The sequence below is a fragment of the Xanthomonas arboricola genome, from assembly GCF_002940665.1.
Classification (GTDB): domain Bacteria; phylum Pseudomonadota; class Gammaproteobacteria; order Xanthomonadales; family Xanthomonadaceae; genus Xanthomonas; species Xanthomonas arboricola_B.
Window position 1 is genome coordinate 1,458,424 of record NZ_MIGY01000001.1, and the last position, 15,993, is coordinate 1,474,416.

11 protein-coding genes are annotated in these 15,993 nt (G+C 65.6%); 3 read left to right on the forward strand and 8 right to left on the reverse strand.

Going from position 1 to position 15,993, the window contains the following annotated elements; all coding sequences use genetic code 11:
* Positions 1-13: 13 nt before the first annotated feature.
* Together XarjCFBP7645_RS06400 and XarjCFBP7645_RS06405 are read right to left on the reverse strand one after the other, a co-directional pair.
* The gene (locus XarjCFBP7645_RS06400; protein ID WP_104536609.1) at positions 14-1,519 is read right to left on the reverse strand and encodes a S41 family peptidase; all 1,506 of its coding nucleotides are present in this window, start codon (positions 1,517-1,519) and stop codon (positions 14-16) included.
* A gap of 141 nt (positions 1,520-1,660) precedes the next feature.
* Entirely contained in the window at positions 1,661-2,959 is a 1,299-nt protein-coding gene (locus XarjCFBP7645_RS06405) for a murein hydrolase activator EnvC family protein (protein WP_181126193.1), read from the reverse strand.
* A 97-nt stretch (positions 2,960-3,056) separates the two neighbouring features.
* Between XarjCFBP7645_RS06405 and XarjCFBP7645_RS06410 the strand changes: the two genes are divergently transcribed.
* A complete protein-coding gene (locus XarjCFBP7645_RS06410; RefSeq protein WP_104536610.1) occupies positions 3,057-3,713 on the forward strand; it encodes a hypothetical protein in 657 nt (218 codons plus the stop codon).
* A gap of 60 nt (positions 3,714-3,773) precedes the next feature.
* Positions 3,774-5,561, forward strand: coding sequence for a M28 family metallopeptidase (locus tag XarjCFBP7645_RS06415; RefSeq protein ID WP_104536611.1), 1,788 nt, complete (start codon positions 3,774-3,776; stop codon positions 5,559-5,561).
* Positions 5,562-5,887: 326 nt separating this feature from the next.
* On the opposite strand, the gene XarjCFBP7645_RS06420 is transcribed toward XarjCFBP7645_RS06415, so the two are convergent.
* The 4 genes from XarjCFBP7645_RS06420 to XarjCFBP7645_RS06435 all read right to left on the reverse strand — a co-directional run bounded on the left by XarjCFBP7645_RS06420 (position 5,888) and on the right by XarjCFBP7645_RS06435 (position 11,032).
* Entirely contained in the window at positions 5,888-6,334 is a 447-nt protein-coding gene (locus XarjCFBP7645_RS06420; protein ID WP_104536612.1) for a PepSY domain-containing protein, read from the reverse strand.
* A 292-nt stretch (positions 6,335-6,626) separates the two neighbouring features.
* Positions 6,627-7,688: a glycoside hydrolase family 5 protein gene (locus XarjCFBP7645_RS06425; protein ID WP_104536613.1), complete on the reverse strand. Its 1,062-nt coding sequence runs from the start codon at positions 7,686-7,688 to the stop codon at positions 6,627-6,629.
* A 512-nt stretch (positions 7,689-8,200) separates the two neighbouring features.
* Entirely contained in the window at positions 8,201-9,190 is a 990-nt protein-coding gene (locus tag XarjCFBP7645_RS06430; protein WP_181126228.1) for a glycoside hydrolase family 5 protein, read from the reverse strand.
* 768 nt (positions 9,191-9,958) lie between these two features.
* Entirely contained in the window at positions 9,959-11,032 is a 1,074-nt protein-coding gene (locus XarjCFBP7645_RS06435) for a glycoside hydrolase family 5 protein (protein WP_104536615.1), read from the reverse strand.
* Positions 11,033-11,341: 309 nt separating this feature from the next.
* Here XarjCFBP7645_RS06435 and XarjCFBP7645_RS06445 point away from each other — a divergent pair, with 309 nt between their 5' ends.
* Positions 11,342-12,400 (forward strand): NAD(P)-dependent alcohol dehydrogenase, encoded by a 1,059-nt coding sequence (locus XarjCFBP7645_RS06445; RefSeq protein WP_104536617.1) that lies wholly within the window; start codon positions 11,342-11,344, stop codon positions 12,398-12,400.
* 186 nt (positions 12,401-12,586) lie between these two features.
* On the opposite strand, the gene XarjCFBP7645_RS06450 is transcribed toward XarjCFBP7645_RS06445, so the two are convergent.
* The gene (locus tag XarjCFBP7645_RS06450) at positions 12,587-13,675 is read right to left on the reverse strand and encodes an acyltransferase family protein (protein WP_104536618.1); all 1,089 of its coding nucleotides are present in this window, start codon (positions 13,673-13,675) and stop codon (positions 12,587-12,589) included.
* 665 nt (positions 13,676-14,340) lie between these two features.
* Positions 14,341-15,822 (reverse strand): FAD-dependent oxidoreductase, encoded by a 1,482-nt coding sequence (locus XarjCFBP7645_RS06455; RefSeq protein ID WP_104536619.1) that lies wholly within the window; start codon positions 15,820-15,822, stop codon positions 14,341-14,343.
* Positions 15,823-15,993: the final 171 nt, after the last annotated feature.

Here is a 15,993-nt window from a genome sequence, read left to right on the forward strand (position 1 = left end):
CGCTGTGGCCGGCTTACTTGACCGGTTCGGCCGGCGCAGGCGCGGCCGGTTCCGCCGGCGGCGCAGGCTTGGCCTTCTCAGCCGGTTCGCTCGGCTTGTCGGCAGGCTTGGGCTTGTCGGTCGCTGCCGGGCGCGCGGCCGGCTTCGGCTCGGCTGCGGTCCTGGCGGCCTTGGCCTTCTGCGCTGCCTGCGCCTTGGCCTTGAGCGCGGCTTGCGCCTTGGCCGCCGAGCCGGGCTGCTTGAGCTCGGCCAGCGCGGAGGCGATCGGACCATCGCCCGGCAGGACGTCGCCGGCTGTGTAGCCCTCCTCGCCTTCTGCATCGCCACGCAGATGGCCCGGCAGCGTGGCTTCGCTGAAGTCGGTCAGGCTGGCCGGCACGTCGGCGTCGCCCGGTTGCGGTTCCGGGGTGAGCAGCACTTCCGGCACGATGCCGCTGGCCTGGATCGACTTGCCGCTGGGGGTGTAATAGCGCGCGGTGGTCAGCTTGACCGAGTCGCCGTTGTCCAGCGGCAGCACGGTCTGCACCGAGCCCTTGCCGAAGGTGCGGCTGCCGATGATGCGCGCACGCTGGTTGTCGCGCAGCGCCCCGGCCAGCACTTCCGAGGCGCTGGCCGAGCCGGCGTCCACCAGCACCACCACCGGTGCGCCGCCGAGCAGATCGCCCGGGGTGGCATCGAACTTGGCATCGCTGATGGAAATGCGCCCGCGCGTGCTGACGATGTTGCCCTTGTCGAGCAGGTCGTCGGCCACCTGCACCGCCGAGGTCAGCAGGCCGCCCGGGTTGCTGCGCAGGTCCAGCACCAGCCCGCGCAACTTGCCGCCGGCCTGCAGCTGCTTGAGGTTTTTCTGGAAGTCGGCACCGGTGTCGGCCTGGAAGGTGCTGATGCGGATGTAGCCATAGCCCGGTTCCAGCAGCCTGCTGCGCACGCTGGCCACGCGGATGGTCTCGCGCTGCAGGGTCACATCGAACGGTTTGGGCGCCTTGTCGCGCACGATGGTCAGCACGACCTTGCTGCCGGATTCGCCGCGCAGCGGTTCCATCGCCTTGCTGGCGTCGATCGGCTTGCCGTCGATGGCCACGATGACATCGCCGGCGCGGATGCCGGCGCGCGCGGCCGGGGTGTCGTCGATCGGCGCGATCACCTTGAGCGTGTTGTCCTGCTGCTGCAGCAATTCCACGCCAATGCCGTCGTAGGCGCCGGTTGCCTGCTCGTCGAAGGCTTCGGCATCTTCCTTGTCGAAGTAAGTGCTGTGCGGGTCCAGATCCGAGAGCAGGCCGCGCACCGCGGCGTGCATCAGCTTCTTGTCTTCGACCGGATCGACGTAGGCCTGCTTGACCGCGTTGTACACCGCCACGAAACGGCGGATCTCATCCAGCGGTACCTTGGAGACGGCGGCTTCGTTGGCTTCCGGGTCGTCCGCAGTGGTCTGGGCGGCGGCGGGACTGGCTTTCTGCGCCCAACCGGGTGAGGCGAACAACGCCAGCGACAGGGCAACGGACAGGACGGCTACGCGCATGAAGCACTCCGACAAAGAGATGAGACGCCCCGCAACGGAGCGATTTGGATTATGCGCGAAGCCGCGGTAAATCCGCGTTGACTTGGCAAGGCAAGGGATGGAGCCGGTCATGCACCGGCACGCACGCGGCGTGCGCCGCACTCAGCGCCGCTGCAACCAGCTCGACGGATCCACCGGCTGCCCGTTGCGGCGCAGTTCGAAGTACAGCGCCGGCACACCCTGCCCGCCCGAGCTGCCGACCTTGGCCACCGCTTCGCCGCGCTTGATCGACGCGCCGGCATCGCGCAACAGCGTGTCGTTGTGCGCGTACAGGCTCATGTAGCCGTTGCCGTGGTCCACGATCAGGATCATGCCGTAGCCGGTCATCCAGTCGGAGAACACCACCGTGCCGTCGGCCACTGCGGTGACGGTGCTGCCCTTGGGCGCGCCGATCAGCACGCCCTTGCTGGTGTGGCCGTCCGGCAAGGTGGCGTTGAAGCGCGCTAGCAGGTTGCCCGACACCGGCCAGCTCAGGCCGCCGACCTTGAGTGCCGGCGCGCTGGCGATGACCTTGGGCGGGGTCTTGCCGGGACGCTCTAGGCGCTCGGTCTTGCCGCGTTTTGCCTGCGCGGCGGCTTCGGCGGCGGCGCGTTTGGCGGCCGCGCGGCGTTCGGCCTCGGCCTTGGCGGCGGCCGCACGCAGATTGGCGAGCAGCTGCTCCAGCGACCTGGCGTCCTGGCCCAGGGCTTTCTCGCGCTCGGCGCGCTGTTTGTAGCGGTCGTCCAGCTGCGCAACGGTCGCCGCCTGCTGCGAGCGATCCTTCTGCAGCAACGCGGCCTGCGCCTTCTGCTGCGCACGTGCCGCATCCAGTATCTGGCGACGGTTGGCGATGTCCTGCTCCACCTTCGCCAGCGCATCCAGCTGCGTGGCCAGCGCCTGGATGCGTTGCGCGCGCGTGTTCTGCACGTAGCGATGATCGGCCAGCATGCGCGTGGCATTGCCCACGGTGTCCTGCGACAACAGCACCTTCAACGGCGCGTTGCGGCCGACCTGATCGGCCGCCCGCAACAAGGCGGCCAGCTGCACGCGCTGGTTCTGCAGGCCGCGCTGTAGCTGCGCACGGTCCTGCTGCAGCGTGCCCAGATGTTGTTCCTGCTCGCGCATCGCCGATTCGGTCTCGCTCAACGCACGCGAGGTCTTGGCCACCTTCTCATCGGCCTGGCGCAGCTGCTGGGCGGCATTGCCGCGCTTGCCTTCCAGTGCGCGGCGGTCGGCGCTGATGGTCTTGAGTTCGTCGCGCAGCTGCTGCAGTTTGCGCTCGGTCTCGCGCTGGCTTTGCGCACCGGCACCGGCGCTGCCCAGCAGCGCGCAGGCCAGCACGGTCGCCGCCAGCCACGCGCGGGAGCGGCCGGTGGCGGGGGCAGAGGGCAGGCGCGATCGCGGGGCGGGCGACAGGGGCAACGAAAGGTCCAGTGACTTCAGGCAGGTGCGCGATTGTAGCCAAGCATGGTGTGATCGCCGCCACGCCCAAGACAGCCGCCGCCGCGCAAGGTTCAGCATGAAGCCCCAGCATCTTCTTCTGGCACTCTCCCTGGTCTGCGCAAGCGCCTGGGCCGACGAGGACATCAGCAAGGTCAACGGCCGCATCAGCGCCGAGGCCGGCAAGGTCTATGGCGGGCTGGACACCGTCAACGGCTCCATCGAGGTCGGCGCCGGCGCGCAGACCCGGAAGGTGGAAACGGTCAACGGCAGCATCCAGATCGGCGACAACGCCCGCACCGGCGATGTCTCCACGGTCAATGGCGCGATCACGCTGGGCCAGAAGGTGGTGGTGTCCGGCGGGCTGGAGACGGTCAACGGCAGCGTGCTGGTGGAACGCGGCAGCCGCATCAGCGGCGGCGTGGAAACCGTCAATGGCAGTATCGGCCTGGTGGAAACCGAGCTCGGTAAGGGCATCGAGACCGTCAACGGCGACATTACCGTCGGGGTGCGCTCGCATGTGCATGGCGGGATCGAGGTCACCAAGCCGAACTTCAGCTTCTCGTTCAAGCCTGCGCGCAAGCCGCGTGTGGTGATCGGCCCGGATGCGGTGGTCGAAGGGCCGCTGGAGTTCGAGCGCGAGGTCAGCCTGTACGTGCATCGCACTGCGAAGATCGGTGCCGTCACCGGCGCCACCGCGCGCAGCTTCGACAGCGACGTGGCGCCCAAGGACTGACGCGCTCACCACGGGGCCAGCGCCTAGAATCGGGGGACCTTCGCCGCACGAGGAGTCCCGATGCCCCGCAAGATCCTGTTGTGCCTGGCCGCCACGCTGGCCCTGGCCGGCTGCAAGCGTGAACCCGCCGATGCGCCGAGCGTGCCCGCCGCGCAGGCGCCGGCCGACAGTGCGCCGAGCGCGCCGGTCAGTCGCCACGCCTTCTCGCCGGAGCTGACCGGCGGCGACTTCGCCGAGCTGGTCAGGACGCTGGCCTCGGACGAATTCGAAGGACGCGGCCCTGGCACGCCGTGCGAAGAGAAGACCGTCACCTATATCCGCGATCAGATGCAGCGCATCGGCCTGCAGCCGGGCAACGGCGACAGCTGGTTCCAGGACATGCCGATGGTGGAAACCACCGCCGATGCGGCCACCGCGCCGACCCTGCGCAGCGGCGAACAGACCCGCACCCTGGCCTTCGGCACCGACATCGTGGTCGGCACCCGCACCGGCCAGGCCGAGGTCAAGCTGGACAACAGCGAGCTGGTGTTCGTCGGCTACGGCGTGGATGCGCCCGAACAACAGTGGAACGATTACGCCGGCCAGGACTGGAAGGGCAAGACGGTGGTGATGTTCGTCAACGACCCGGGCTTCCACACCGGCGATGCCAAGCTGTTCGACGGCAAGCGCATGACCTACTACGGGCGCTGGACCTACAAGTTCGAGGAAGCCGCCCGCAAGGGCGCGGCCGCTGCGCTGATCGTGCACGACACCCCGGGTGCCAGCTATGGCTGGGACGTGGTCAAGAACTCCTGGGCTGGCCTGCAATACGACCTGCCGGCCAAGGACGATCCCGATCCGCGCCTGCCGGTGCAGGGCTGGATCAGCGCCGAGACCGCCAAGCAGTTGTTCGCCAATGCCGGGCTGGATCTGGCGCAGGCCTACAAGGACGCCAGCAAGCGCGGCTTCAGGCCGGTGCCGCTGCAGGCCAGCTGGTCGGTGGACCTGAAGAGCACGATCGCGGAGAAATCCTCGCGCAACGTCGTCGGCGTGCTGCCGGGCACCAGCCACGCCGACGAAGCGGTGTTGTATATGGCGCATTGGGATCACCTGGGCAAGCATCCGGGCGAGAGTGGCGACAACATCTATAACGGCGCGGTGGACAACGCAACCGGCGTGGCCGGCATTCTCGAGATCGCCGATGCGTTCGCGCATCAGGATCCCAAGCCGGCGCGTTCGGTCGTGTTCGTGGCGGTGACGCTGGAAGAGTCCGGCCTGCTCGGTTCCAAGTACTACGTGGCCAACCCGAGCTTTCCGCTGGACAAGATCGCGGCGGTGATCAACCTGGATGCGATGTCGGTGGCCGGGCGCGCACGCGATGTCACCGTGGTGGGCATGGGCAGTTCGGAGCTGGAGGACATCCTCAAGCCGATCGCCGCGATGCAGGGCCGCACCCTGCACGCCGAAGCCACGCCGCAAAGCGGCTCGTATTTCCGCTCGGATCACTTCAACTTCGCCAAGGCCGGCGTGCCGGCGCTGTATGCCGATGGCGGCGAAGACCTGCGCCAGGGCGGTACTGCGGCCGGGCGCGCGGCCGCCGAAGACTACGGGCGCAATCGCTATCACGCCCCTGGCGACGAGTACGATGCGGCCAGCTGGAAGCTCGACGGCACCATCGAAGACCTGCAGGCGGTGTATGGCGTGGGCAAGGAGGTGGCCGCCGGGCAGCGCTGGCCCAATTGGTATGCCGGCAACCCGTTCAAGGCGGCGCGCGATCGCATGATGGCCGGCAAGCCCGCTACGGGCGAGGCGCCCGATACCGGAAAAGACGCCGGCGAAGAGGGCAAAAAGGCAGCACCGACGCGTTGACCGGTGCCGGGACGGCACGCGTCATGCAGCCGGTGCATGGCGGGGTGATGCGGTCTGCAAGGGCAGCGGCAATGCGTCGCGCATCGATCAGACGCGTATCGATCAAAAACGCAAAGGGCCTCCTAGTGGAGGCCCTTTGCGTCGGGTGCGTCTTGGTCATGACGGTTGCGGACCAGATCACGCTTGTTGCCGATGCAGCACGGTCGCGATAGCGCTGCGATGAATAGTGCATCGATGCACTACGCGATGCCTTTAGCCGTGCTGCCGGCCACGCGCTGCCATCAAGCCAGCGGCATCATCTACGCCACCGGCTTCGGGCGTCCCGGTCAATCGTTGTCCACGCTGACCACGTGCCCGTCTTCCGGATCGACATGCAGCTCCACCTTCTGCCCGCCACGCTCGGCATCGGCGTTCCACAAGCCGTCTTCGAACTTGAGGTCGTGCACGTTGGAATAGCCGCCGGTCGACAGCGCGGCGCGGATATCGGCCTCGCTCAGCTTGGAGGTGGTCTGGTCGCCATAGACGCGGCCGGTGACCGGATCAATGCGGACGTCCACGTCCTTGCCGTCGCCGCTACGCGCGTCAGCGGTCCACACGCCATGCTCGAACTTGACGTCGTGCACCTTGGTGTAGCCCTTGCCGGTCAGCATGCTGGTGACCTCGCTGGAGGTCAGTGCCTTGGCCGGCTTGTCGGCGGCCGCTTGCGCAAATGCGCCCTGCGCCGCCACTGCCAGTGCGCCGATCAGCGCGGTCTTCATCAGTCGATATGCCATGTGATGCTCCTGCAGTGAAGTGCGCCCATGCTGGACGCGGCTTTATCGCTGTCAGGTGAAAGCCACTTCAAACGCGTTGCGAAAGTTCAGTGAGCTCAAGCTTTGGTGATGATGCGCCCGCGCTGCATGCGGTGGTACGCACGTTCGTAAGAGGGCGTTGCGCAGTGGCACGCTGCGCTACCGCTACCGCATCATTCGCACTGTCCGACGACATGCGATCCGTGCGAAGGACGCAAAAAAAGCGAGCCGCCTCGCGGCGGCTCGAGATTGACCTACACCCCTCTTCCTCACCTTACGGAATGGCGCGTGTGGCGCGAACGGCCTGGGGCGAGAGGATGGACATCTGCGGCCTGTCGGTGCCGTCCTTGTTGGGATGCACGCTGTACTCGTAACTGACATTCCACCACGAGCCGGCAGCCCACCACGTCCAGCCCGTCCAGACATCTGCATTGGCATCGATATAGCGGAGCATGCCGCGCAGCGCTTCATTGCAGACCGGGTTGTTGCCGGTGCCGAATTCGCCCAGGAATCCGCGCTTGTGGTTGGTGCGCAACCACTCGGTGAAGCTGCGCAGGCGCTCGACACCGATGGTGGCACTGACGCAGACATTGGTGGTGCCGCTGGAGTCGGCGTCCAGGTACTGATGCACCTCGAACGCGTAGCGATTGAGCGGATCGTAGATCGAGACCAATGCGGTTGCGTTGGAGTAACCATCGTTGGTGGGCGAATACCAGCTGTGCGCACCGGTCCACAATGCGCCCGGCACCAGGATCAGATTGTTCGCACCGGTGGCGCGAATCGCATCGATGCCTGCCTGTGCAGTGGCTGCCCAGCCGCTGGCCGATACGCCGTTGGGCTCATTCATCAGCCCGAAGATCACGGCGTTGTCGCTGGGAAATACCAGCGCAAGGCGGCGCCACAGGTCGGCGAATGTGGCGTTCGACACCTGGTCGCCGCCGATCTTGTAGCCGTAGTATTTGCCGTAATTGTGGATGTCCAGCACCAGGTACATGCCCGATGCCTTGGCGCGTGCCACGGCTTGCTTTACCAGAGCCAGTTGGGTCGGATCCAGTTCGCCGCGTGCACTCGGCTGCAGGCGTTCCCACAGCACCGGCAGGCGGATCGTATTCATGCCAACGCCGGCGAAATAGGTGTAATCGCTGGCCGGGGCATACATATAGTCCTTATTGAGGACACCGGGTTTCTTGGACGATGCAAATTCGGCGCCGGATAAATTGACGCCGGCATATTTCAGTGCGCGGGTTTGTGCGTAAACGGGTGCGAATGTGCCGAACAGGACGCAGAGCAGGGCGCAGCGGAAAATGGTGCGCAGCGTTTGAGAGACAGCAGACATAAAACAACTCCTTAGACGACGGGGATGGTGTGTCGCAGCGGGTTGCGTGCGATCTGCGCGAGGTGCGCCACACCTGTCGTGACCAATGCATCTGCCGTGCCTAATTGCCCACCACATCGCGTGTGAATTAAATGTGTTGGCTGGGTCGCAGTCACTTACCGCAGGGGTCACGTTCTGGAACAGCACGCTGTAACGCGCCGCGTTGAAAAGCGGTCGCGCACGCTTGTCGGCACCGCCATCGCATGCATGGCGCTGTCGAAAAATCGGCGAATGGATGCGCTCGCCGTCAACGCTGCGACGTCGGTTCACTGACGCGGCAGCGCTGTTGCGCGCGCACACATGGCGAGCGCTAGCGCGCGCCGTGTGCTGGCGTTTTATTGCGGAAGGACTGTGCTCACCGCGGCCGGGCACGGTTGCTGCCTGGCATTGGCACGCCCTGCGCGTGCATGCCGATGCCGGGTGCCTGCTGCGCCGCGTGCGACGGGGTGACCCTCGCTCGCGGCGTGCTTCGACTAGTGGGTGATGCGTTTTGCGCGCGCGCTCAGGATCGACATCTGCGGCTTGTCGCGGCCCTGCGCATCGGGATGCACGTTGAAGGGGTAGGTACGGTTCCACCACGCGCCGGCGGCCCACCAGGTCCAGCCCAGCCACACGTCGCGGTTGGTCTCCAGATACCCCAGCATGCCGTTGAGTGCGCTGTTGCAGGTGGCGTTGTTGCCGGTGCCGAACTCGCCGAGAAATCCCTGCTTGTGATTGATGCGCAGCCATTGGGTAAAGCTGCGCAGGCGCTCGGCACCGACAGTGCTGCTGACACACCCGGCGCTGGTGCCGCTGGAGTCCGTATCCAGGTATTGATGCACTTCGATGGCGTAGCGATTGAGCGGGTCGCGAATGGAGGCCAGCGCCACTGCGTTGGATTGGCCGGCAACGGTGGAGTACCAGCTGTGTGCGCCACTCCATAGCGCACCGGGCACCAGGATCAGATTGTTGGCGCCGGTTTTGCGGATGGTGTCGATCGAGGCCTGCGCCGCGTTGGCCCAGGATTGCGGATTGATGTCGTAAGGCTCGTTCATCAGCCCGAAGATCACGCTGTTGTCGTTCTTGAAGGCGATTGCCAGGCGTCGCCACAGATCGTTGAAGGTGCTGATCGGCACGCGCGCGCTGCCGATCTTGTTGCCGTAATACCTGGCATAGTTATGGATATCCAGGATCAGGTAGACCTTGGCGGCCTTGGCGTTGAGCACGGCCTGGCGGATCAGCGCCAGCTGCGCTGCATCCAGCTCGCCGCCGGCCTTGGGCTGCAGGCGTTCCCACAGGATGGGCAGCCGAACGATGTTCATGTTTTTGCCGGCAAAGTAGCGATAATCGCTGGCGGCCGGATATAGGTAGTCGACGTTGAGCACCCCGGGCTTTTGCGAGGATTTGATTTCGGCACCGGAAAGATTGACCCCTGCATACTTCAGGCGGTTCTGTGCATGTGCGAACGGCACGCCTGCAAGCAGCACTATGACAAGCAGCAGCAATGACAACGCACGGCTGGACAGCCGGCGCGCCGGAGTGGGGGAGGGCATCATTGGGTGACTCCTGAAACAGTCGCGGGGGAGATGCATTGCCCTGGCGTGGACATGCCACGTGCATGACGACACTGCATTGCGTTCACCCTAATCGCATCTGAACATTCAAACTACGAATGCGAGATATCACTTAATCCGAGCTGTGAACGACTTCGCAGTTATTGCCGAACATGCGCAGGCATGGTTGTGGTGAAGCAACACCGTGCGGTCACTCGCGTTGCGTGTCGGCCGTCATCTGCGCCGGATCGCTGCGGGCATATCGGGGGCCGGCATCCCTGGAGAATGCTGTCGTGCGACCGCAACGCTGCAGGTCGATGGCGTCGCGTACTCGGCAGCGATGGGCATCGGAACTGCGATGCGCTGCCCTGCGCAGGGCACTGGTCAGAACGCAACCCGCCGCATGCGCAGTCGCAACTGTGTTGCCGTATCACCGCGCCCGCGCATGCAAACGTCACCTGGTGTGATTGCGGAACTTCGGCGTTTGCATATGCGGTACGCGATGGTTGTGGGCTGCGTCATGCTTTCCGGCAGCGGGCGGCCAATACGTCTGCGACAGGCAGATGGGATTGCGGTTGCGCTGTCTGCAATCGTTGGCCGATGTCATTGCTGAGACGTTGCAGGACAGGGAGGATGGAGCGAAAAAAACGGTGGCCGCAGCACTAGCTGCGCCCACCGTAATCGATTCGCCCGTGCGGATTACTTGGTCGCGCGGCGGGCGTACTTGCTCAGAATCGCCATCTGCGGCTTGTCGCTGCCGTCCTTGCCCGGCTGGACGGTGAAGAAGTACTCCGGCTTCCACCATGCGCCAGCGGCCCACCAGGTCCAACCCAGCCACACGTCGCTATTGTTTTCGATATAGCTCAGCATGCCTTCCAGCGCCTGGTCGCAGACCGGATTGTTGGCGGTGCCGAACTCGCCCAGAAAGCCCTTTTGCTTGTTCTCGCGCAGCCACGCGGTAAAGCCGCGCAGCTTTTCTTCGCCAACCGTGGCGCTGGTGCACACCGGCTTGGTGCCGCTGTAATCGTTGTCCAGATACTGATGCGCCTCGAAGGCCAGATTGTTGCCCGGGTCCTTGAGAATCTCCAAGGCCTTGGCGTTGGAGACGCCATAGTTGGAACTGCGCCAGCTGTGCGCGCCACTGTAGGCGGTGCCCGGCACCAGAATCAGGTTCCTGGCGCCGGTCTTGCGGATCGCGTTGATCGCGCCTTGCGCGGCGCTTGCCCAATCGGTGGCGGAAATGCCGTTGGGCTCATTCATCAGCCCGAAGATCACCGACCTGTCGTCCTTGAATTCGAGCGCCAGCCGGCGCCACAGATCCGCCACCGCGGCCGTGGGCACCTCGCTGCTGCCGATGCGCTTGCCGTTGTACTTGGCGTAGTTGTGCACATCCAGGATCAGGTACTGCTTGTTGGCCTTGGCCGCAGCCACCGACTTTTTCAGCAACGCCAATTGCGCCGGATCCAGATCGCCGCTGAGCTGTGGCTGCAGGCGCTCCCACAGGAACGGCAGGCGAATCGTATTCATGCCCTTGCCGGCGAAGTAACTGAAATCAGACGCGGCCGGGTAGGTGTAGTCCTTGAACAGGGTGCCGGGTTTCTTGCGCGAGTTGAATTCGGCGCCGGACAGATTGACGCCGACATACTTCAGGCCACTGGACTCCTTTCCAGGGCGGGCAGGCTCCTTGGCGTGCGTCAGCGGCATTGCAGCCAGCAAGACCAGTGCGAGTGCAGCACTCCGCAGGGATGTGACATGGGGGGGAGAGCGGAACATGGAAGCCTCCTTCGGCATCGACGTAGGCGGCCGCAGGGGGAGGGCACGGCCAGCAGGGATGGTGCAGGGCAGGACGGTGGTGGATCAGCGTAGAAGCTCTCGCGTTAGCGCGCCATTCACGCCGGCGAACGCGGATTTGATCGTGCGCAAACACCTGCAGGGCGCACCATGCCGCTTTGGTCACGTCCGCAACCCGACAGGCAAGATGCACTGTCGCAGGAGCGCGACAGGCGCCTGTCTTAAGCTAGAGCCACTTATTGTTTAGTCTTCCGCACTGTCGCGGGGGATGTCACTTCCTGGAGTCTCCCCATGAGCCAAGCCCACGCCTACGCCGCCCAAACCGCCGATCAACCGCTTGCACCGTTCGTGTTCGAACGACGCGCCCCAGGCCCCAACGATGTGCAGATCGATATCGCTTACTGCGGCGTGTGTCACTCGGATCTGCATACCGCACGCAACGAATGGCACAGCACGCGCTACCCGTCGGTGCCCGGCCACGAGATCGTCGGCCGCGTCACCGCAGTCGGCGATGCGGTCGCCGGCTTCAAGGTCGGCGATTTGGCCGGTGTCGGCTGCATGGTCGACAGCTGCCGCAGCTGCGCGTCCTGCCAGGAAGGCGAAGAACAGTATTGCGAGCAGGGCTTCACCGGTACCTATAACGGCCCGATGTTCGGTGGCGGCGAGAATACCTACGGTGGCTATTCGGACCACATCGTGGTCGACCAGAAGTACGTGCTGCGCATCTCGCACAGCGACAACCTGGCTGCAGTCGCCCCGCTGCTGTGCGCTGGCATCACCACCTATTCGCCGCTGGCGCACTGGAAGGTCGGTCCCGGTCAGAAGGTGGGCGTGGTCGGTCTGGGCGGTCTGGGCCACATGGCGGTGAAGATCGCCAAGGCGATGGGCGCCACGGTCGTGCTGTTCACCACCTCCGAGAGCAAGCGCGCCGATGCGCTGCGCCTGGGCGCGAGCGAAGTGGTGGTGTCCAGGGACGAGGCGCAGATGGCCGCGCAGACCAACACGCTGGACTTCATCCTCAACACCGTCGCCGCGCCCCACAACCTGGACCCGTTCCTCAATGCGCTCAAGCGCGACGGCGCGATGGTGCTGGTGGGCGTGCCTGAGGAATCGCATCCTTCGCCGAGCGTGTTCAATCTGGTAATGAAGCGCCGCACCCTGGCCGGTTCGTTGATCGGCGGTATCCGCCAGACCCAGGAAATGCTGGATTTCTGTGCCAAGCACAACATCGTCTCGGACATCGAAACCATCCGCGCCGACCAGATCAACGAGGCCTACGAACGCATGCTCAATAGCGATGTGAAGTACCGCTTCGTGATCGACATGGCCACGCTGGACAAGGCGGCCTGATGGCCTGGCCTGCAGCCCTGCCACAGGGCTGCAGGCCGATCGCCTGTACTGCGGTCGGCCCAGGCGATGCCGCATGGAATGCATCGCCTGGGTTTTCGAACGGCAGTGCATGGTGGTGTTACTGCACGACGTCAGTCGTATATGTCGGATCAGCAGCGGAGCGGCACGGCCTGCATGGATGGCCCGCTACGCGGACACCGGGGAGGCGTGCAGCTTGCCGACCACGGGCAATGTACTGCGCGGACGACGCACCGGCATCGGTGCGGAGAACAGCAGGTTCAGCGCGGGCAGGCGGCCCGGTGCGCGCAGCAGGCACAGCACGGCCGGCACCAGCACGCCGATGCCCAACAAGGCGAAGAACAGTACCGTCCCCTCATCGATCCAGCGCGGCAGCAGGTAAGCCAGCACGATGAACGGCGGAAAGTGGCTCAGATAGAACACCACCGAATTGCGGCCCACATAGCGGACCGCCTGCGCGGCCGGCTGCCGGTTCGCCCACGTCGCCACGGCGATCAGCAGTGGCAGCGCGATCAGCACCAGCGGCAGGTAGCCGATCCAGATGCTGTGCAGCGTGGTGAGATTGGCGATCAGCACGATGGCGCACAGGCTCAGGCACGACAGCGGCCACATCCAGCGCGGCGCCTGCCGTAGCAGCGCCGGCACCCGGCCGGCCAGCAGCGTGCCGAGGTAGAAGAACGCAAAGTAATAGAACGGATCGGCGCCCTGACGCAGCAGCGGACCCAGGCAGACCGAGCCCAGCACGGTGGCAGCCAGGACCAACGGCGCCGGCAGCCGGCGCAGCAACGGCATCAGCACCAGAAACACGAACAGGTAGAACAGGAACCAGGTCAGCGCCACGTTGCCGACCGCGATCTTGCCCAGATCCAGCCAGGCGATCGGTTCGGCCTTGGCCAGCACCGAGCCTGCCTCGCGCAGGGCGAAGATCAGCACCGACCAGAGCAGGTAGGGATACAGCACATGCCGCAGCTTGCCGCCGAGGTAGGGCGCGATGCCCTTGTCCAGCCCGCGCGCCACGAACAGGCCCGAGAGCAGGAACATCAGTTGCATGCGCAGCGGCGCCAGCGAGCGATTGAGGCGTTCGATCGACAGCATCAGTGCGCTGCTTTCTTCAGCGGCGCCGCCGCGCAGTTCCGGATAGGCATCGAAGGCGAAGCCATAGGCATGCAGCACGATCACCATCAACACGCTGGCACCGCGGAGCCAGTCCACCCAGTCGTCGCGTCCGTGTTGGCCGGTAGTGAGTTGCTGTGTCATGAGGTTGCTTCCTTGGTAAGGCCCACGGCTTCGCCGCCGCGTGGCGCGGCGACAGGTGAATGAGGTCTAGGGAGTCCGCGGCGTTGCGCGCACCCGGGACGGACCGATTTCCATCGCTGCCGAGTACATTCGGTTCGGCGCAGGGCGTCCTGCGCATCGGTGGTGATGCGGCGGGATCGCGTTAGACAGCGACAGTCGATATGTGACTTAAATCACACTTTGCAGGCAGGTGCAATCGTTGAGGCTGCAGATCGATGCAGCCCTGCCTGCACGCCGATTGCAGACTCGAGCGTGCGTACAGCGGGCTCGCATGGCGGATAGGCGCTTGTGTTTGCTGACATTGTCAGGCGCAGTGCATGCTCGGGGCGGTGCCGATCGCGGCGCAAGCGTGCGTGTCTCGTCGCGCGTTCCGGGTCGGATAAGACACGGCTTGCGGCTGCGATGTTGCCTTCGCACCGAAAGGCGTCTGGCCTGCGTGGCAGGCAGGTGGAGCCCAGGGACTTGAGCCAGGCGAGGGTTCTTCGTCGCCCGCGCGGGCGTTTTCCGCGCGGTGGATGCGCTGCATCGGGCAGCGTCATGCGGCCTGGTCGCCCATGCAGCGTGCGGATTGCGCGCACGCGAGGACGCAGCCAGCGGTGGGCCCGAGCCCACGCGCTGGTCCGCACTCAGGCCGCGGCCGGTTCCTTGACCTGCGCCTTGACGCCGAGCAGCTGCACGATACTGCCGGCTGCATCGCGGCCTTCGGCCACGGCGGTGACCACCAGGTCGGCGCCGCGCACGCAGTCGCCACCGGCGAACAGGCGTGGGTTGCTGGTCTGGTAGGGCAGGCGGCCGTTATCGTCGGCCGGTGCGACGATGCGGCCGTTGCTGCCGGCTTGCACGCCCTGCGATGCCAGCCAGTCGGGCAGGGTCGGCGAGAAGCCGAACGCGATGATCACCACGTCCGCTTCCAGCAGCGATTCGCTACCTTCCACCGGTACCGCGTTGCGACGCCCGCTGGCATCGGGTTCGCCGAGCCGGGTTTCCATCACGGTCACGCCGATCGCCTCGTCGTCGGCGCCGGATTCGATCGACAGCGGCTGACGGTTGAACAAGAAGCGCACGCCTTCCTCGCGCGCGTTGGCGACCTCGCGTGCCGAGCCCGGCATGCTGGCCTCGTCGCGCCGGTACGCGCAGGTGACCTTGGCCGCGCCCAGGCGGATCGCGCTGCGCACGCAGTCCATGCCGGTGTCGCCGCCGCCCAGCACCACCACGCGCTTGCCGTTGAGATCGGGCAGCGCCATCTGGTCTTCCCAGCCGGCGATCGGCCGGCCGTGCGGGTCGTTGCCGCTGACGATGCGGCTGTTCTGCACCAGGAACGGCAGCGCCGGCAGCACGTTCTTCAGGTCCTGCCCGGGCAGCCCGCCATCGGTGTAGCGGTAGGCACCGGTGCCCAGGAACACCGCATCGAACTCGCCCAGCAACTGCTCGATGCTGACGTCCTTGCCGATCTCCACGCCCAGGCGGAACTGCACGCCCATGCCTTCCAGGATCTCGCGGCGCTTGCCGATCACCGACTTGTCCAGCTTGAAGCTGGGAATGCCGAACTGCAGCAGGCCGCCGATCTGCTCGTAGCGGTCGTAGACCACCGTCTCGATGCCTGCACGCACCAACCGGTCCGCGCAGGACAGGCCGGCCGGGCCGGCGCCGATCACCGCCACCCGCCAGCCGCTCGGCTGCACGTTGCCCAGGTCCGGGCGCCAGCCCATCTTGAAGGCGGTATCGACGATGTATTTTTCCACCGCGCCGATGGTGACCGCGCCGAATTCCTCCAGCGTGCAGCTGCCCTCGCACAGGCGGTCCTGCGGACACACCCGCCCGCATACTTCCGGCAGCGGATTGGTGGAATGGCACAGTGCGGCGGCTTCTTCGATGCGGTTTTCCTGCACCAGCTGCAGCCACTGCGGGATCGCGTTGTGCACCGGGCATTTCCAGCTGCAGTACGGGTTGCCGCAGTCCAGGCAACGGCCGGACTGGTACTGCGCGTCGGCCTTGTCGAATTTGCCGTACAACTCGCCCCAGTCACCGGACGTACGCAGCTCCACCGGAATGCGCGTGGGCATGGTCCGGGGCAGGTCGAGGAATTGGAAGGCTTGCTTGCGGCTCATAGGGCTGGGATTCGGGAGTTGGGATTGGGGATTCGCAACAGCGGGCGACGGAGGGCGGACGCGGTGCGAATCTCGAACAAACAATCACGACGCTGGAGGACGAGATCAGGGATTGGAGTGTCCGGGGCTCGCCACGATGGGCGACCAAACCAGGGCGCGAACCAATCCCCA

Excerpts from the sequence above, each read along its gene's own strand:
- XarjCFBP7645_RS06415 (WP_104536611.1), top strand. The coding sequence starts at position 3,774 with ATGCCCCGCAAGATCCTGTTGTGCCTGGCCGCCACGCTGGCCCTGGCC.
- XarjCFBP7645_RS06425 (WP_104536613.1), bottom strand. The coding sequence starts at position 7,688 with ATGTCTGCTGTCTCTCAAACGCTGCGCACCATTTTCCGCTGCGCCCTG.
- XarjCFBP7645_RS06400 (WP_104536609.1), bottom strand. The coding sequence starts at position 1,519 with ATGCGCGTAGCCGTCCTGTCCGTTGCCCTGTCGCTGGCGTTGTTCGCC.
- XarjCFBP7645_RS06435 (WP_104536615.1), bottom strand. The coding sequence starts at position 11,032 with ATGTTCCGCTCTCCCCCCCATGTCACATCCCTGCGGAGTGCTGCACTC.
- XarjCFBP7645_RS06450 (WP_104536618.1), bottom strand. The coding sequence starts at position 13,675 with ATGACACAGCAACTCACTACCGGCCAACACGGACGCGACGACTGGGTG.
- XarjCFBP7645_RS06410 (WP_104536610.1), top strand. The coding sequence starts at position 3,057 with ATGAAGCCCCAGCATCTTCTTCTGGCACTCTCCCTGGTCTGCGCAAGC.
- XarjCFBP7645_RS06420 (WP_104536612.1), bottom strand. The coding sequence starts at position 6,334 with ATGGCATATCGACTGATGAAGACCGCGCTGATCGGCGCACTGGCAGTG.
- XarjCFBP7645_RS06455 (WP_104536619.1), bottom strand. The coding sequence starts at position 15,822 with ATGAGCCGCAAGCAAGCCTTCCAATTCCTCGACCTGCCCCGGACCATG.
- XarjCFBP7645_RS06445 (WP_104536617.1), top strand. The coding sequence starts at position 11,342 with ATGAGCCAAGCCCACGCCTACGCCGCCCAAACCGCCGATCAACCGCTT.